The organism is Trinickia sp. HAY1-2D, assembly GCF_056754935.1.
The window spans coordinates 2,870,697-2,888,355 of the sequence record NZ_JBPGWX010000002.1 but is presented as its reverse complement, the minus strand read 5'-3'; the positions used below and the strand labels follow the sequence as shown (position 1 = coordinate 2,888,355).

Genomic DNA, 17,659 nt, shown 5'->3' with positions numbered 1-17,659 from the left:
CCGCCTGCAAGGTGTGTTCTGGCACACTCTGCAGGATGAACTCCTCGATCGACCTGAATGCCCTGAATGCCGACGAACTGCGCGCGCTCGCCGCGCAGTTGATGACGCAGGTTGCCGAGAAGGACGAATTGATTCGCTTCAAGGAAGCGCGCAACGCGCAGCTCACGCACGAGATCGCGCTGCTCAAGCGGTTGAAGTTCGCCGCCCGCAGCGAGAAGTTCAGCGGCGAGCAGCAAAGCCTGCTCGAAGAAGCGATTGACGGCGATATCGCAGCGATCGAGATGGAACTCGAAGCGCTGTCCTCGCAACCCGAGTCTGCCGGGAAGAAAAAGCCCAAACGCACACCTTTGCCGGCACACTTGCCGCGAGTGGATATCGCGCACGAACCTGGCTCATCGACGTGCACCTGTGGCTGCACGCTCGAGCGCATCGGTGAAGACATCAGCGAGAAGCTCGACTACACGCCGGGCGTGTTCACCGTCGAACGTCATGTGCGTGGCAAATGGGTATGCAAGCAGTGCGAGACGCTGATCCAGGCACCCGTGGCTGCACACGTGATTGACAAGGGCATCCCCACGGCGGGGCTGCTCGCGCAAGTGCTGGTGTCGAAATACGGAGACCATGTTCCGTTGTACCGACAGGAACGTATCTTCGAGCGCGCTGGCCTGGCAATCCCGCGATCGACTCTCGGCCAATGGGTCGGCGAGTGCGGCGTGCAATTGCAGCCGCTTGTCGATGCGCTCACGCGCTGCATCGTCTCACATGACATTGTGCAAGCTGACGAAACGCCGGTGGCGATGCTCAGCCCCGGCAAAGGCAAGACGCAACGCGCGTATCTGTGGACGTACACGCCGGGTGCCTTCGAAGCGCTGAAAGCCGTGGTCTATGACTTCGCCGAAACACGCGCGGGTGAGCACGCGCGAACGTTCCTCGGTGAATGGAAAGGCAAGCTGCTGTGCGACGACTATACGGGCTACAAGGCGTTGTTCGCACAAGGTGTGATCGAGCTCGGCTGTATGGCGCACGCGCGACGCAAGTTCTTCGATCTGCATGCGGCAAATAAAAGCGAGATAGCGCACTCGGCGCTGCAATATATCGCTCAGCTTTACGACGTCGAGCGTGATGTGCAACTGCTCACACCGAGCGAGCGTCACGATATCCGCCAAACGCGCTCGCGTCCGATTGCGGATGCGCTTCATCACTGGATGACGCAGCAGCGTGCGCGTGTCAGTGAGGGCTCGGCAATAGCGAAGGCGCTGGACTACAGTCTGCGCCGATGGGCAGCGCTCACGCACTACTTGGACGATCCCCAAGCGCCGATCGATAATAACTGGTGTGAAAATCAGATCCGACCGATTGCCGCCGGCCGCAACAACTGGCTGTTTGCAGGCTCATTGCGAGCGGGCAAACGCGCGGCCGCGGTGATGAGTCTGGTGCAGTCAGCCAAGCTCAATGGCCACGATCCTTATGCCTATCTCAAGGATGTGCTCGCGCGCTTGCCGGCACATCCCGCAGCGCGTATCGATGAATTGTTGCCGCATCGGTGGCAGGCACCGGCGCCGGCTAACTGACCATCGCGGTCTCGTGGTCAAGACGGGATCGCCGTGCGCTTACAAATGGCTTATCGATGGGCAGGTGCAATGCTCTCGGCTCGGGCAGCCTCGCTAACCTCAGAGCAACCTTGATGACATCCTAGGCCATCCGCGCGCGTACGCGCAAAGGCTCACACGGCAATCAGCAGAGCGATAGAGAAGGGCGGGAAAGTGGCGCTTTCGCCCCCCGTGCATGCTCGAAAAATGCCCGTCCGTGCGGGCTTTTTGATTACCCATTTCGAATCGATCGAGATTCGGTACGAGAACCCGCAAATCGCCTATCACAGAGCCTAATTGAGATGGCTGGTAATTAAAAAAATCAGACGAAGAGAAGTGTAGTTGAGATTGGAATATTGAGATAACTCAAATCTATTGCCCGGTGCAGTCCCGTCCGTTAGAATCGATCGCCCATGCCAATCAGCATGATGAAAGGCGTGCGATACGCAATGCGGCGCGAATATCGTCTTCGCGTCAGCGCGGAAATGAGAAATTTCGACGATGCAAATCGAAGTACATCTGGCATACATCGTCATCTATATATTCCAGCAATATTAGAAGTCAGTTTTTCATTCATTCCAGATCGACGGGCAATTGAGAATCGATGGTCGTTTGCTCGAATCGACTAAATAGTTGCCGAGGGCACAAGCGCATGCAGTCCAGAAAAATCCTGTTGTTATCCCGACCGAAGCATCGAATACGTGTTGTGCTGCTCGACGATCATCCAGTCGTCGCGCTCGGCGTCGAGACGTTTTTGCGAGGATACGCCGACTTCGAAATCGCACAGACCGTTTATTCGGCCGATGCGCTCTTTGCCGCGATCGAATCCGACACGTTCGACGTCGCCTTGGTCGACTTCTATCTGCCCGACGACCGTTTGGACGGCGCCGCGTTTATCCGTCGCCTGCGCGTTTTGGCTCCGCCGCTCGTCATCGTCGTGCTGTCGGCGGCGCGCAGCGCCGACGCCGAGTGTGTCTGCCATCGCGCCGGTGCCAACGCCTTTCTCGAAAAGGCCACGCCATTGCCGCTCATCGCGGATGCGGTACGCGAGGCGGTCGGCTCGCCGCGCAAGTTCTTTGCCGCGCGCGACGGGAGAATCGAGGCCATCGTGCCCATGCCGCGCGAAGATACGCTCTCATCGGCCGAGATGGAAGTACTGCGCTATATCGGCGAGGGGCTTTCCGTCTCCCAAACGGCCGAGCGCCTGCGCCGCAGCAAAAAAACGGTCAGCACGCACAAGCGCAGCGCCATGCGCAAGCTGCAAGTCGCCGACGATCTCAGTCTCGCGCTCTATCTCAAAGAGAAATTCCGCGCCTGAGCGCGGACCCAACGCATGAACTCGGTCTTCGATGAATTGCGTCGCACGATGCGTCGCGCTTGGATCTGCCTCCTCGCTGTACTCGCTGTACTCGCGGTCTCGCATGGCGCGGCGGCCGGCGTGCAAGCCCCCGAAGCGGCGAATGGCCCGCGCCTGGTGGACACGGCCTATCGGCACGGTGCGAGCGTACTCGACGACAGCGCCCCGTTCGCACTGACCAAGAGCGAACGGCATCGGATTGCCGCGCATCCCTTCATCCGTGTCGGTGTCGAACGCCTCAACCGGCCTTACGACCTCGTCGACGACCAGGGCGAGTGGCAAGGCCCTGGCGCGGTACTGCTCGTCGGGTATGACAAGCGGATCGTCATCGGCATCGCAATCATCTCGGCGGTGCTGGTGATCGTTGCGCTGACGCTGCTGCTGTGGGGCTATTGCCGCATGCGTGCGGCCCGGCGCATCGCGGAGGCGGCTCGGCACGAAGCCGTCGAATCGCGCGAGCGGGCGCAGGCGGCCGATCGGGCGAAGTCCGCGTTCGTCGCGATGATGAGCCACGAGATTCGCACGCCGATGAACGGGATCATCGGCGTGCTGGATCTTCTCGAGACGACGCCGCTCGCGCCGGAGCAGCGCCGCTATCTGGATGTGGCACAGCGTTCGGGGCGCCTGACGTTGCGTGTGATCGACGATACGCTCGACTACCTGAAAATGGAGCAGGGCGCGCTTTCCCTCGAAGCGGCCCCGTTCGACGTTCATCGCCTCGTCGCGACTTCGATCGAACTACATGCACCGCTTGCGGCCAGCAAGGGTTTGCCGCTTTATCTCGCGGCGATGCCGCATTTCGATCGTCTCGTGATCGGCGACGAGGCCCGCTTGAACCAGATCCTCACCAATCTGCTCAGCAATGCGATCCGGTTCACGGCCCATGGTTCGGTCGTGCTCGAGGTGCGGCACCGTGTCGAGCGCGGGCGAAGCTTGCTGCAGTTCGTGGTGAGCGATACCGGCTGCGGCATTGCCGAGGCCTACCGGCAGCACCTGTTCGTGCCGTTCACTCAGCAAGACCGTTCGACGACGCGGCGCTATGGGGGCACGGGCCTCGGTTTGTCGATCGTGAAGAAGCTCGTCGACGCGATGGACGGCACGATCGACGTATGTGGTGCGTCTGGGGCCGGTACGCGCGTGGATGTACGCGTGCCGCTGCGATGGGGCGCGCTCGTGCGGCACTGGCCGCGGCTCGATCAGGTACGCGTGAGAATGCGGGTGCCCGTCCCGGCAATGGCGGTCGCCGCGCGGGCGGCGCTCGCGAAACTGGGCGTGCGTCGTGTGACCGCGCAAGACGGTCCCGTCGATGCCGACGTCGCGCTCGATATGGCCGGCGCGTTCGCAATTGGCATCGAGGGGGGCGAAACGCGCCACCTGCGTTCGATCGACGAGCTGAGTGGCGCGTTGCAAGCAGCCGCATCGCGCTCAGGCGGCGAGACAGAGGCCTCGTCCGCACCGCTGCCAACGGCCGTGCCGTCACCGCTGAAAGATTGGGCGGAAGCCGGTGTCCTGGTGGTTGAGGACAACGAGATCAATCGCGAGATCATCGTGCGCCAGCTTGCCGCGCTCGGCATTGCCGCGCAGGGAGCGTCGGACGGCTTCGAAGGGCACGCGCTCTGGACGCGGTGGCGCCCGCGCTTCGTGCTGCTCGATTGCCATATGCCGGGAATGGACGGCTATACGCTGGCCCGGCGCATCAGAGGACTCGAGGCCGAAATCGACGACGCGGCGAATCCGAACCGCCGTACGACGATCGTCGCCATCAGCGCGAACGCAACGCCTGACGACCGGCGAGCTTGTCACGACGCGGGCATGGACGACTATCTGTCCAAACCGATCACTCGGCAAAAACTCGCCGCCGTCTTCGAGAAATGGAGGGAGCGCACCGATGCGGGCATGCGAGGGTGATTCCGACACGCTCGAATGGACGCAGCTCGAGGCGCTTTACGGCAACGCCGAATTCGCGAGCCTGATCGAGCGGGCCCGAGCATTACTGCGCACCGATATGTCCGAGTTCGAGCGCATGCTCGACGAACGAGCGTACTCGAGGGCATCGCAGCAGTTGCACCGAATCAAGGGCACCGCGTCGTTTTTTAGCTGCGACGAAGAGGCGCTTGCCGCGCTTCATGCCGCGGAAAAGGCCCTTGCGCTTGCCGATCCGAAGTTCATCGATCTCACGTTGCCGCGCGCGCGGCGCGCGATGGAAGCACTGGCCGGGGCCTTCGAGGCGCGGCGCGTAAGAGGTTGATCGTCTATATGGAGTGGGAAACCCCGATGTCGTTTTCGGTTGATGTGTTGTCGCACCTGTCGAATTCATCCACTGTGTCCGATTCCGGCGCGCTCGCCGAACCGAATGAAGCGCACGAGCCTGTCGATGCGCGCGACGAACCGCGTGCCGAAGGCGCCGGTCCGGTTCTGGCCGATGGCGTACGCGAGCAGCGGCTGCGCCGCGCGATCGAGACCAAGGCGGCCGGGGCGGCCCATGCCCAAGTCGCGTCGACGACGCGGGGCGTCAGCGAGTTCGATCCCTATGCCAAGGTGGCCCGCATCGACGCATCGCTGCGGCAGTGGATCGACCCGGCCAAGGCCGCTCTGTATGCCGATCGCCCAAGTGATCTGCTGCAAGGTGTCGCGCGCCATTTCCATACGTGGATACCGCTCGATTTCGATGCGCGGCCCGGCTCGCGCAAGCTCGCGGACGAGGCGATACTCGACGCGGCCGCCGTGCTTTATCGGCGCTTGCATGACGATGCGTCGATGGCGAGCACGGCGGCCTCGCCGGCAATCGACGAGTTGCGCAGTGCGTTTGCGAAAGCACTCCGGGAAGACCACGCCGGACAACGAGCGCTGGCGTTGTTGTTACCCGTGCCGACCACAGTTGGACGCACTACGCCCTTTTTCGATGGATTCGCGCTGCGCAATGGACAGCGCATGTCGTTCGAGAGCCTGCTCGATGCGGCGGATGTCAGTGCGGACCCGGTCTTCATGCTGCTGAGCCCTCAACAGAAGCGCAGCCTGCTCGAGCGCAAGTTCGAACAAATCGGCGAGAGCGTGTTCTACCCGTTTGGTACCGCCCAGCACTCGATGGCGACAGCCGTCGAGCGTATTCAGCGCTACCGCGGCCAGCCGGTTCCGCCGAAGCTCGATGATGCAGCGACGCTTTTGAAGGCATTCCAGCAGATAGAGGACGAGTGGACCGCCGCTCCCTTTTATCCGACTCATCCCCGGTTGCTTTTCGCGGCTCATCTCGCCCGTAGCAACGACATCGTCGTCTCCGACGCGGCCAACTTCGTGCTGCTCTATCGCAATTGCGTCGAGGCGCGGGCGGCCGAGGAACTGGCACGCCGCAACGATGTACCGATGGAATGGATCAACGCCCACCTCTCCAAGTTCGCGAGGCAGGGCAAAGCATGGGACGAGCAGGGCGACGCCGCCGCCACGGCGGCAATCGAGTCACTGATCGGTGCGCTGCGGGAGGCGGCCGACAACGACGGACCCATCGGCGACTTCGCGCGGAAAGTGACAGCCGATGGCGCGCTGGGCGCGCAGCGGATCGTCGTGGGCGACTGGACCGCGCGCACGCAGGCGCTGACTGAATACGGCAACGAGCGCCTGCTTGCGGTTTTCGGCACGCCGCCGTCCCTCGAGCGCCCAGAAGCGGCCCGCGTCATCCTGCGCGGCGCCGGATTGGCCGACGACGAAATCGAAGACGAGCGTCGCTATACGATCGGCGGCGACAACCCCAACATCGCGAAAACAGCGTTCGGCAACCGCATCGACGAGTTCCTCGATCGCGCCGACTGGAGCGGTCTCGTGGGTTCGCGAATGTCGCTGCCGGGCGACGTTCAGCTCGTGCCGCGCGATGCGTTGCAAGCGGCCGAGGACAAGTTCAACGCCGCACTGCCGTCACACCCCTGGGTCGTCGCGCGCGCCAAGGAAAAGCTCTGGGAGCGTGCCGAGCCGCTCACAGCCGGTGCCGTCGAGCAGGAGGCCGCACGGATCGCGAGCACGCTTGCGGCCGAAACGGAGCAGCACCGCGCGGCCGTGCGAGGCTTCGAGACGTGGATCAACACCGTGCCGGTCGCGGGATCGCTCTACAACATCGAGGAGGGCGTGCGTCACAAGGATGCCGCTCAAGCGGCGCTCGGCCTCGTCTTTCTGGGCGTCGATCTGTTCGACCTCACGACAGGCGCGGGCGGCCACGCCGGCGCTGGCCGGGCAAGCCATCCTGTCGTCACGAGGCTGGGGCGTGCGGTTGCTCGCACGGATGGATCGATAATGGAGCTCACGGTGCATCCGTCCGTGGTCAGAGCCGCCGCGGACCATGTCGATATCGGCCTGCGCGACAGCAATATTCCCGCCGCCTATGGCGAACTCGCGCAACGCGTGCGCGCGGGCGAGCGCCATGTACGGTGGCGCGAGCTCGATATCGTGCACCTTGCCGACGAGGACCAGATCGTGCCGATCCTCAGCAAGGATGGGCTCGGCTACGAAATCGATTGGCACACGGGGCGGCGCACGCGGGATCGACGCGTGATCGAGCGGGATCCCGTCACCGAACGGTACTACACCGATTTGGACACCGGCCTGAATGCGCGATCCGATGCGGCCGTCGCGAATCCGCAAACGCGTATCACGGTGCAGAAGGTCGAACGGGCGCTGGCACGTGCCAACGATATCGAGCTGCGCGATTTCAAGCGGATTCTCTCCGAAAACTTCGAGATCGAATCGCGGGCGGGTGCGGAGCGAGCGTTCGACGTCGATGCGTTTTACGAAGCGCTCTTTCGGAAGAGCCCGACGTTTCGACGACTCGCGAATCGCTTCGACGACGAACAGGCAAGTGCGCGCAACAACGCGGGACCGGACTGGAAAAAATGGACGATCGTCGTGGGCGAGGCGAACCCGCTCGGGTCGCCGAGGAAGGTTTATGCGGATTTCACCGGCAAGCGAATTTTCATGCCGAACGACAGCGACATCCTCGCTATGAGGTATGAATCGCCAAACGGGCGCGAACCGTGGACGCTCGAGCAGGCCTATCTGCGCGAAATGATCCATGCCTTCACCGGCGAGGCCGATCCGGTGCCGGCCGTGGGTCTGCTCAATCGTGGCTCACCGGTGTACCTGACGGACAAGATCTTGAGCGAAGCCGGTTATCGAATCCCGGAGCAGATCATGAGTCCAGTTACCGATCTTTCGCCCGACCCGGAACAACTCGCAGCGTTCGAGGCTCATCGCGATGCGGCCCTGCGAGCCGCGCAGGCGGAGGACTCGTATCTGGATCCGATCGTCGATGCGGGACGTGGGCCCGTGTCGGACGACGCACGCATCGGCGAAACGCCGCTGCTTTCACGTGCGACCGTGCGCGAGGCCAAGGCGATCGTGGACGCGATGCCGGCGGAGGAAGACGACGTCTTCCTCTCATGGCACGACTTCGAAGCGCAGTTCGAGAAGCGCTTTGTCTTCGTGACGAGCCCCGGGGGCGCCAACGAGGTACTTCGAGCCGATGCGCAGGTCTTGTCGGACTTCTATCGCCGGCTCTATTGCGAGAGCGAGACGTTTCGCCACCTGCTCGCGCATGCGCCGCGCACGGACGCCGAGGGCCAGTTGCTGCAGTGGAAAATCATGCTCGATAGCCGTGCGCCGGCCGATGCGGTGCTTCAAGGCGCGTCACGCAATGAGCCCGGCGCGGTGCAACGTCGGATCTATTTGGATGACGACGACCTGCGGTATCTGAGCGATAGCGGTCTGTGCAGTGTCGAATTCGAGCGCCAGTTGACCTATGAGGTGGTTCGCGCGCTGGGCAGCTTCGAACTGCTGACGACCGGCGAAGCCGACCTCAATCGCGGCGCAGCCGTCTATTTCACTGACCGGGTGCTGGAGGAGGCAGGGTTCCATTACCCGCGTCAACTCGTGGCGTCGCTCGCTCTCGGGGGCGACGACGCGGCGCTGGCTCGCCTGCTGGCCAGTCGAACCGCGGCCCGGCGCGCCGCGGCGCTCGAGGATCGCTATCTGCAACGCGAGTGAGAAACGCGCCAACTTCCAGAATAATCGCGTCGAAAGGTAATTCGGTCTGATTTCCAATGCTTTCCCTTGACTTCGATAAATCGAATGGGGAAGGCAATGAGTCTATTTCCGGAATACGATGCGACCGCGGGATTTCACCCTCGGCACGTCGAGTCGTTCAAGCAGGTCAGCATCGAGTTGCGCATGGTCATTGCATCTCGCGAGTTGAACCCGCTGTGCACCGATTTGATGATGGAGGGCTACGCGGCGAAGGGCTTTCACATCAAGGCGAAGACGTGCGACTGGGGACCGATGGCGGGTTTTGTCGCGCTCGATCCGCGTTTCACGAAGGCGTCGCAGTCCCTCGCGAAGCAGGAGGCAGCCGTCCTCCAGGCCGTGGCGGCCGGCGTGGGCGCCGTGCCGCTCGTCATCTCGGCTTCGCGGCTTTCGACATTGTTCGCAAGAGGGGTGATCGAGCGTTCGGTCTCGGACGCTGCCTCGGCTGCAAGCGCGTCGCTCGTCGAGGTCACCGCGCGACAGGGCGGCGCGGGCGATACGCGTTCCTTTTTTCTTGTTCCAACGGAAGGCACCGCGAAGTGGAGCGTCTGGTATCGGCCCGATGCTCCGCTACCCCCCGCGCTTGCGCGGGCGCGTCTTGCCAAAGATTTGCCGGTCGGACGCACGGCGCTCGACGCGCTCGCGGCGAAAGGCTGCGAGCCCCTCTACGGGCTGACGAATCCACGCGCCGCCGGCCGCGCTGTGCGCGACATGGACGCCGTCTGCGGCGACTACGACCTCTGGTGCGTCTTTCCGCACGCGAGTCTCGCGAGCCCCGGCGTGAACGACCGTCCCATGCCTCGGGCGACACTCGTGTCGCCGAAGATCGGTGGTGCCGTAAGACAGCTCGCGCATCAGGCGGCGCTCGTGTTCGCGAACGATGCGGAGCGTCAACGCATCGCGGCGGCGATGGGCGATCCGCATCTGGGCAACATCTCCTTTGCCGTCGACCGCATTCGGCGAAGGCTCAACGCGGTATGCCGACCGGGTAACGATGTCGTCGTGCATGGCGACTACGGCGGCTTCGCGCTCGGCGAAATCGACTATCCGTTGATCTTCTTCATTCCGCATGCCGCGAGCGGGTTTCGCCGCGCCGAGCACCGTGTCGCTGCGAGCCAGCCCGAACTGCAACGCCTGTTGCGAGATATCAGACGGGATGGATTCCGCGTTGAAGCCAATCCCGCATGGGCGCTGCCCTCCTGGCGTTAGGGCGTGTACGAACTTTCCTGGCCATCGCATCGCGTCAGCGCGGTTCATTTTGAGAAGTTTCGCAAGGGCAGGGCCAAGCAAACCGAGAACAATGGCTCACAGATCGCGACACGTCATGAAATGCACATCCGACATGTCGACGCGCTCACCCCTTTCTTCCGATGCGTACGTTGAGAACCATGTCCCTGCCCGATATCGATGCAATGTTGGCGGATGTTTCTTCCGAGGCGCCATGCGGTGCCGATCTCGAGTATTCGCCTGAATACGTCGAGCTGGCGCGTCTCGTCGAGGGCTCGCCGGATGTCCAGTACGGCCGGATGCATCTCGAGGCCGTCGAGCCGGACTGGAAAGCAGTCAAGACGCGTTGTGCTTCGCTGTTCTCGCAAAGCCACGATCTGCGACTGGCCGTATGGCTCGCGCGCGCCTTGCAATCGCTGTCGGGATTCGCGGGCCTGGAGGCGGGGCTGGCGCTGATCGAGGGCTTGCTCGCGCGCCATTGGGACCACTTGCACCCGAGGTTGGACTCCGACGATGACAACGATCCGACCGCACGCATCAACATTCTCGTCGCGCTCGACGATCAGGCCGGACTCGTGCGCGAGGTTCATACCGCGCCGCTCGTTCAATCGTCGATGCATGAGGCGTTCAGCCTGCGCGACCTCGATATTGCCGCCGGCGAATGGGCGGCACCGCCGGACGCAAAGCCGGCCGATTCAGCCGAAATCGAGGCTGCTTTCGCAGCGTGTCCGTTCGACGCGTTGAGCGCGACTCAGCTCATGCTGGCGACGGCATGCGAGCGCATGGCGAAGATCGACACCCTGTTGACCGCGTTTGCCGGGCCTAGCCATGCCATCAGTCTGAACCGTCTTCACCAACTGTTGCGCCGCGCCGCCGCAGCGGTGCAGGAGCGCCTCGTCCGCCATCCCGGGCGTCCGGTCGTCGTGGCGGACGCGAACGAAACGGCAAACGCCGTGTTGGCGGCCACATCGCACGACATCGTCAATCGGGTCGATGTCGTACGCATGCTCGACCGCCTATGTGCGTACTACGAGCAAAACGAGCCTGGCAGCCCGGTGCCGTTGTTGCTGCAGCGTGCACGACGCCTGGTCAATCTGAGTTTCATCGAGATCGTGAGCGACCTGTCGCCCGCGGGTCTGGGCGAAGTCAAGCACCTAGCCGGTATCGAGTCGCAGTAGCGCCTGCGCTTCGTCCGGTCCACTCACTCTTATGGAGATCGATTCAATGGCCAAGGAAAGCAGTCAGAAGTTTCTTGCACGTACGCGCCCGCCGCGTGTGCAAATCGAGTACGACGTCGAAATCAACGGCGCCGAAAAAAAGGTTTCGCTGCCGTTCGTCATGGGCGTCATGGCGGAACTGTCGGGACAATCGGTCGAGCCTTTGCCGTCTGTCGCCGAGCGCGAGTTTCTCGAGTTCGATACCGACAACTTCGACGAGCGCATGAAAGCGATCAAGCCGCGTGTTGCCGCGACGGTGCCAAACACGTTGACGGGCGAGGGCCATCTCGGCATCGATCTGACGTTTGGGTCGATCGACGATTTTTCCCCGAGGCGCTCGCTCGCAATATCGAGCCGCTGCGCCGGCTCTACGAGGCGCGAGGCCATCTCGCCAATCTGCTTCGCTACATGGACGGCAAGGTCGGCGCCGAAGACCTCGTGGCCAAGCTGCTTGCCGATCCGGATCTGATGCGCGCACTCGCCGCCAAGTCCGATGAGGCCAAGCCCGCCGAGCCCAAGCCCGAGGGGCAGGCCGAGGCCGATAGTCCCGCCGCCTGAACGCAATCTTTAAAAGGAATTCAGTCATGACAGACGTCAGTACTGTAGAGCAGAACGCCTCGCAGCAGACCGTCAGCGAGACGATCGAGGCCGGCGACTTCTCCCGGCTCTTGCAGCAGGAGTTCAAGCCGAAGACCGACAAGGCGCAAGAGGCCATCGAAAACGCTGTGCGGACCTTGGCCGAACATGCGCTCGCGGACACCGCACTCGTCTCCACGGACGTGATGAACACCGTCGAAGCGCTGGTGGCAGCGATCGACAAGAAGCTCACCGAACAGATCAACGAGATTCTGCATTGCGAGGCCTTCCAGAAAGTCGAAAGCGCATGGCGCGGGTTGCACTACCTGGTCAGCAACACCGAAAGCGACGAGCAACTCAAGGTCCGCGTGATGAACGTATCGAAGACCGAGCTGTACCGCACGCTGCGCAAGTACAAGGGGTCGGCATGGGATCAGAGCCCGCTCTTCAAGAAGCTTTATGAACAAGAGTACGGCCAATTCGGCGGTCATCCGTACGGTGCGATCGTGGCCGACTATTACTTCGACAACAGCGGCCCCGATGTCGACCTGCTGAGCCAGATGGCGAAGATCTGCGCTGCGTCGCATGCGCCGTTCATCGCAGCCGCGGCGCCTTCCGTGATGCTGATGGAATCGTGGGGCGAGCTCGCCAATCCGCGCGACATCGCGAAACTGTTCGAGACGCCGGAGCACGCCGGATGGCGGGCACTGCGCGAATCGGAGGATTCCCGCTACATCGGGTTGACGCTGCCGCGTTTTCTGGCGCGAGCGCCGTATGGCGCGAAGTCGAACCCCGTCGATTCTTTCGATTTCGAGGAAGACACGGCCGACGGCGACAGCAGCCGCTACATATGGGCGAACTCCGCCTATGCGATGGCTGCCAACATCAACCGCTCGTTCAAGCACTACGGCTGGTGTACCCGCATTCGCGGTATCGAGTCGGGCGGCGCCGTCGACGATCTGCCTGTTCATATCTTCCCGAGCGACGAAGGCGGGATGGCCTCGACCTGCCCGACGGAAATCGCCGTCAGCGATCGTCGCGAAGCCGAGCTCTCGAAGGCGGGTTTCCTGCCGCTCGTACACATGAAGAACTCGGGCATGGCGGCGTTCATCGGTGCGCAGTCGCTGCACAAGCCCGCCGAATTCGACGATCCGGTGGCGACCGCCAATGCGAGCCTTGCCGCACGGCTGCCTTACCTGTTCGCCTGCAACCGGTTTGCGCACTACCTGAAGTGCATCGTGCGCGACAAGATCGGCTCGTTCAAGAGCCGGGAAGACATGCAGCGGTGGTTATCCGACTGGGTGATTCATTACGTGGACGGCAGCCCCGAGCACTCGTCGAACGAGACGAAGTCGCGCCGGCCGCTGGCCGAGGCGAGTGTCGTGGTCGACGAGGTCGAGGGGAATGCCGGGTATTACACCGCGAAGTTCTTCCTGCGTCCGCATTACCAGCTCGAGGGTCTGACAGTCTCGCTGCGGCTGGTCAGCAAGCTGCCTTCTGTCGAAGGAGGGGCTTGACGAGGCCGGCGCATCGCGCCGGGAAGGCCTCGATAAGCACCCGTGAGCCTGAGGTTCGCGGGAATTCAGTATGGTCGAAAGACCTCAAGGAGTTGAAAGATGGCAGATAACGGTATCACGATCCTGCTGGACGGGATCAAGGGCGAGTCCGGCGAAGAGAAGGCCGCGCTCAACGTCATGAACTGGAACTGGGGGATGAGCAATTATCCCCAGGACCGGTCCGACGGCGGTTTGTCGGCAAGTACGGCGCAGGTGAGCGGCATCAACTTCCAGAAACAGTTCTGTGCGGGTTCGCCGATCATCATGAAGTACTTGACCACCGGCTCGCACTTCAAGACGGCCAAGCTCGAGATGCGCAAATCGACCGGTGCGGAAGCGCCGGAAGTATTCCTGACGGTGGACCTGACGAACGTCTTCGTTGCGACCTACACCACGGGAAGCGATGGCTCGACGGATGAAATGATCGAGAACGTGTCGCTCGTCTTCGAGACGATGCATATCGACTACCGTCCGCAGCAGACCGACAAGGGTACGCTCGGGGCCGCAATTCCGTTCGACTACAACCGCACCACGAAGAAGACGAAGCTCTGATTTAGCAACGTCTACGCCGCCGGCTTCGGCTGGCGGTCCCGCGTTCGTCTTGCCGCGGCTCCCGCGCGGGCCGCGGCCTTCCACCTCATGGACCTTGTCACTCATGGCCGAACTCACAGCGAAGGACCGTCTGCAGCCGGCACTGCTGGACCGGCTGACCGACGATGCACCGTCGAACCCGTTCGAGGCTCGCGAGCGGCGCGTGGTTTCGGCAAAGCAATTGCGCCGCGGCGTGCTCCGCGATTTATCCAATCTCCTCAACGCAACGAGACTCCCCGGCTACGAGCCCAAGCGTGGCGATGGCTGCTCGGCGATGGGTCGCACCGTGTTGAACTATGGCTTGCCTGATTTCACAGGCAAGGCGCTGTCGAATCTCGACTCGAACGAGATATCGGATTGGATCGCCGAGGCGATTCGTTCGTTCGAGCCGAGAATCGTCAGCGATAGCGTACGGGTTCGCGCATTGCCTGACGAGGAGCGCACGCGTCCGAGCGCAATGGCCTTCCTGATCGAGGGCGACCTTTGGATGCAGCCCTATCCTGAGCGCCTTTATTTCCGCACCGAACTCGATGTCGAGGACGGCGATGTCAGCGTGCGCGGACTCGACGGATCGAGCGCGCGATGAATCCCGTCCTGCTCAAGTACTACAGCCAGGAGCTCGCGCATCTGCGCGAGATGGGCGCCGAGTTTGCGCAGGCGTTTCCGAAGGTCGCCGCACGGCTCGGCCTCGAGCGCTTCGAGTGTGCCGACCCCTATGTCGAGCGTCTGCTCGAAGGCTTCAGCTTCCTGGCGGCCAGGGTGCAGATGCGGCTCGATGCGCAGTATCCCCGCTTCGCGCAGCATTTGATGGAAGTGTTGTTTCCGCAGTATCTCGCGCCTATTCCGTCGATGGTCGTCGCGCAATTCGCGCCCGACTTTTCGCACCCGAGTCTCGCCCGCGGGGTTAGCGTGCCGCGGCACACAGCGCTCGTCGGACAGCTCGACAAGCACGACACGACGCGATGCGAATATCGGAGCGCACACGAACTGACGCTGTGGCCCCTCGAGCTCGTCCACGCGCGTTATGCGCCCGACAGCGGGGCGCTTGGCCACGTCTCCGGGGCCCGATCGCCGCGGCCGCGCGCGGCACTGCATCTGCGGTTTCAAGCACATGGCGTGGACGCGGTGAGCGCGTTGCCCCTGGATACCTTGCCGATCTACTTGCGCGGAAGCGACAACGCAGCCGTGCGCATCTACGAGCAATTGACGGGCCATGTCGTCGGCGCGTATGTCGTGCCGGTCGGCTCGTCGGTGCCTTGCGCGGTGTTGCCGGCGAATTGCGTGGTCCCGACGGGTTTGTCCGACGAACAGGCGCTGCTGCCGAATGCCGCTCAATCGTTCTCGGGTTTCCGCTTGTTGCAGGAGTACTTCGCGTTTGCCCAGCGCTTCTTGTTCGTCGAGCTGCAAGGCCTGCGTCAGGCGCTGCGCAGTTGCGACGGGACGGCGTTCGAACTCGTCCTCTTGCTCGATGCGCACGACTCGACGCTCGAATCGACGATCGATACCTCGCAGTTCGCGCTGTACTGCACGCCGGCGGTCAATCTCTTCGAGCGCAGGACCGACCGCATCTGGGTGACCGACGAGCAGTTCGAATATCACGTCGTGGCGGATCGCACGCGACCGATCGATTTCGAGATCCACTCGATCGTCGGCGTCGACGGCTATCGCATGGGTGCGATGGAGCCGAGGCGCTTCGATCCGCTTTATCGCGTGCGCGGCGGCGAAGCGGGGCGCGACGGCGCGTACTACCAGGTGCGGCGTGAAACGCGCCTGCCATCGGAGCAGGAGCGCCGGCTCGGGACTCGTTCGCGTTATGTCGGCAGCGAAGTCTACATCGCGCTCGTCGACGGCGCGGAGCAACACCTGCCGATCGACTTGAATCAGCTCGGGGTAAACGCACTTTGCACGAACCGGGACCTGCCGTTGCGCATGCGCGTGGGTGCGGGGGCGACCGATTTCGTGTGTGGCGAGCCCATGCCGGTCGAGTCTGTGCGTTGCATCGCTGGGCCGAGCGAACCGCGCGGCGCGCTCGCGCAAAGCGACGATGTGGTCTGGCGTCTCGTCGATGGACTATCGGCCAACTACCTCCCGCTGACGGAGAACCTCGGCTTCGACGACGACCGCTTGGCGGCGCAGGCAAGGGCGCGCGCACTGCGCGATCTGCTGAGCCTGCATTGCAGGCAAGACGATGACGTCGCGAAGCGCCAGATCATGTCGATCGAGCGCCTGAGTGCGCGGCCCGTGACGCGCCGTCTACCGATAGCCGGGCCGACCGCCTTCGGCCGCGGTCTCGAGATCGCGGTCGAGTTCGCCGATTCGCCGTTTGCCTATGAGGGCGGTTTTCTCTTCGGCGCGGTGTTGCAGGCGTTCTTCGCCTTTTATGTGTCCATCAACCATTTCACCGAGACGGTCGTGCGCACGGCCGGCCGTGGCGAAGTGATGCGATGGGCGCCGAGAGCCGGACAATGCGCGATCCTCTGACGACGATGCGCCGCATCGGCGCCGCCGCAGCGCGCTTCGAATTCATCGCGGCGCTGCGCCTCATCGAGGCGGCCTACCGCGACAAGCCGCGTATCGGCCGCGCACTGCGCGTGGCCGACGAACCACTGAGGCTCAGTCAGAACGCCGATCTCGCGTTTCGCGGCAAGGAAATCACCGGAGCGGGCGTGTCCCCCTCGGGCGGCGTTCCGCGTGTGGCAGTCAACACGGGATTGCTCGGTCCGCAAGGACCCATGCCGCTGCACTTCACCGAGTACGTTCGAGAGCGCTGGTTGCGCGCCGGCGATGCGACATGGACCGCATTTCTCGACGTCTTTCATCATCGGGTGCTGAGCCTGCTTTATCGGGCCCGCGTGGCGAGCGAACCCGTGATTGCACTCGATCGTCCGGACGACGACGCGTTCGCGCGCAGCGTCGGAAGCCTTGCCGGGTTCGGCCGCGCGACGCTGCGCGACGGCACGCGTCTCGATGCCCGGGCGTTGCTTTACTTCGGGGGCTTGCTGACCGGGCGAACGCGGCATGCGAGCGGGCTCGCGACATTGCTCGCCACGTACTTCGGCGTACCCGTTTCGATCGAGCAGTTCGCGGGCCGGTGGGTCGCATTGCCCGATGAGGCGTTGGCTCCGTTGGGGTCGCGAGGCGCGGTCTCGCTCGGACGAGGACACCTGCTCGGACGCCGTATCTGGGACCGTCAGCATGGGGTGCGCATCGTCATGGGTCCCGTCGACGATGCGACGCGCCGGGTGCTGGAGCCGGGCACGCCCCAGTTCGCCGAACTCGTCGAATGGGTTCGTCTTTATACCGGCGGCATGCTCGACTGGGATGTCGAGATCCGCTTGAACGCCGATGTGCCGGTACCCATGCGTCTTGCGCGAAACACACGTCTTGCGCGCGAGACCTGGCTTGGCCGGTCGCGTTCCGCGTCGCGCGGCGGTTCGCCGTCGCTGCACTTTCGCGGCGACGTTGCAACGCCGTGCTCACATTGAG

The 17,659-nt window shown here is 63.2% G+C and carries 12 protein-coding genes and 1 pseudogene; all 13 read left to right on the top strand.

What is annotated here, in order from left to right:
* Positions 1 to 35 precede the first annotated feature (35 nt).
* Positions 36 to 1,571 (top strand): IS66 family transposase, encoded by a 1,536-nt coding sequence (gene tnpC, locus ACR9ZC_RS20545; protein WP_481581718.1) that lies wholly within the window; start codon positions 36 to 38, stop codon positions 1,569 to 1,571.
* Between the two features lie 670 nt (positions 1,572 to 2,241).
* Entirely contained in the window at positions 2,242 to 2,907 is a 666-nt protein-coding gene (locus ACR9ZC_RS20540; RefSeq protein ID WP_481581717.1) for a response regulator, read from the top strand.
* 15 nt (positions 2,908 to 2,922) lie between these two features.
* Entirely contained in the window at positions 2,923 to 4,854 is a 1,932-nt protein-coding gene (locus ACR9ZC_RS20535; RefSeq protein ID WP_481581716.1) for an ATP-binding protein, read from the top strand.
* Positions 4,835 to 5,194 (top strand): hypothetical protein, encoded by a 360-nt coding sequence (locus ACR9ZC_RS20530; RefSeq protein ID WP_481581715.1) that lies wholly within the window; start codon positions 4,835 to 4,837, stop codon positions 5,192 to 5,194. The genes ACR9ZC_RS20535 and ACR9ZC_RS20530 overlap by 20 nt, the downstream gene beginning before the upstream one ends.
* Positions 5,195 to 5,220: 26 nt before the next feature.
* Complete coding sequence (locus ACR9ZC_RS20525) at positions 5,221 to 8,970, top strand: hypothetical protein (RefSeq protein ID WP_481581714.1); 3,750 nt, start codon at positions 5,221 to 5,223, stop codon at positions 8,968 to 8,970.
* 96 nt (positions 8,971 to 9,066) lie between these two features.
* The gene (locus ACR9ZC_RS20520; RefSeq protein ID WP_481581713.1) at positions 9,067 to 10,215 is read left to right on the top strand and encodes an anthrax toxin-like adenylyl cyclase domain-containing protein; all 1,149 of its coding nucleotides are present in this window, start codon (positions 9,067 to 9,069) and stop codon (positions 10,213 to 10,215) included.
* Positions 10,216 to 10,394: 179 nt separating this feature from the next.
* On the top strand, positions 10,395 to 11,411 hold the full coding sequence (gene tssA / locus ACR9ZC_RS20515) for a type VI secretion system protein TssA (RefSeq protein ID WP_481582724.1): 1,017 nt from the start codon (positions 10,395 to 10,397) through the stop codon (positions 11,409 to 11,411).
* A 46-nt stretch (positions 11,412 to 11,457) separates the two neighbouring features.
* Positions 11,458 to 12,008, top strand: a pseudogene (tssB, locus tag ACR9ZC_RS20510) (type VI secretion system contractile sheath small subunit).
* A 26-nt stretch (positions 12,009 to 12,034) separates the two neighbouring features.
* Positions 12,035 to 13,543 (top strand): type VI secretion system contractile sheath large subunit, encoded by a 1,509-nt coding sequence (gene tssC / locus ACR9ZC_RS20505; protein ID WP_481581712.1) that lies wholly within the window; start codon positions 12,035 to 12,037, stop codon positions 13,541 to 13,543.
* Between the two features lie 99 nt (positions 13,544 to 13,642).
* A complete protein-coding gene (locus ACR9ZC_RS20500) occupies positions 13,643 to 14,134 on the top strand; it encodes an Hcp family type VI secretion system effector (protein WP_331571066.1) in 492 nt (163 codons plus the stop codon).
* Positions 14,135 to 14,237: 103 nt separating this feature from the next.
* Positions 14,238 to 14,759, top strand: coding sequence for a type VI secretion system baseplate subunit TssE (gene tssE, locus ACR9ZC_RS20495; RefSeq protein WP_331571064.1), 522 nt, complete (start codon positions 14,238 to 14,240; stop codon positions 14,757 to 14,759).
* Positions 14,756 to 16,654, top strand: a complete 1,899-nt coding sequence (gene tssF, locus ACR9ZC_RS20490) for a type VI secretion system baseplate subunit TssF (RefSeq protein ID WP_481581711.1) — start codon at positions 14,756 to 14,758, stop codon at positions 16,652 to 16,654. The genes tssE and tssF overlap by 4 nt, the downstream gene beginning before the upstream one ends.
* On the top strand, positions 16,639 to 17,658 hold the full coding sequence (gene tssG / locus ACR9ZC_RS20485; RefSeq protein ID WP_481581710.1) for a type VI secretion system baseplate subunit TssG: 1,020 nt from the start codon (positions 16,639 to 16,641) through the stop codon (positions 17,656 to 17,658). The genes tssF and tssG overlap by 16 nt, the downstream gene beginning before the upstream one ends.
* The last annotated feature ends 1 nt before the right edge of the window (position 17,659 follow it).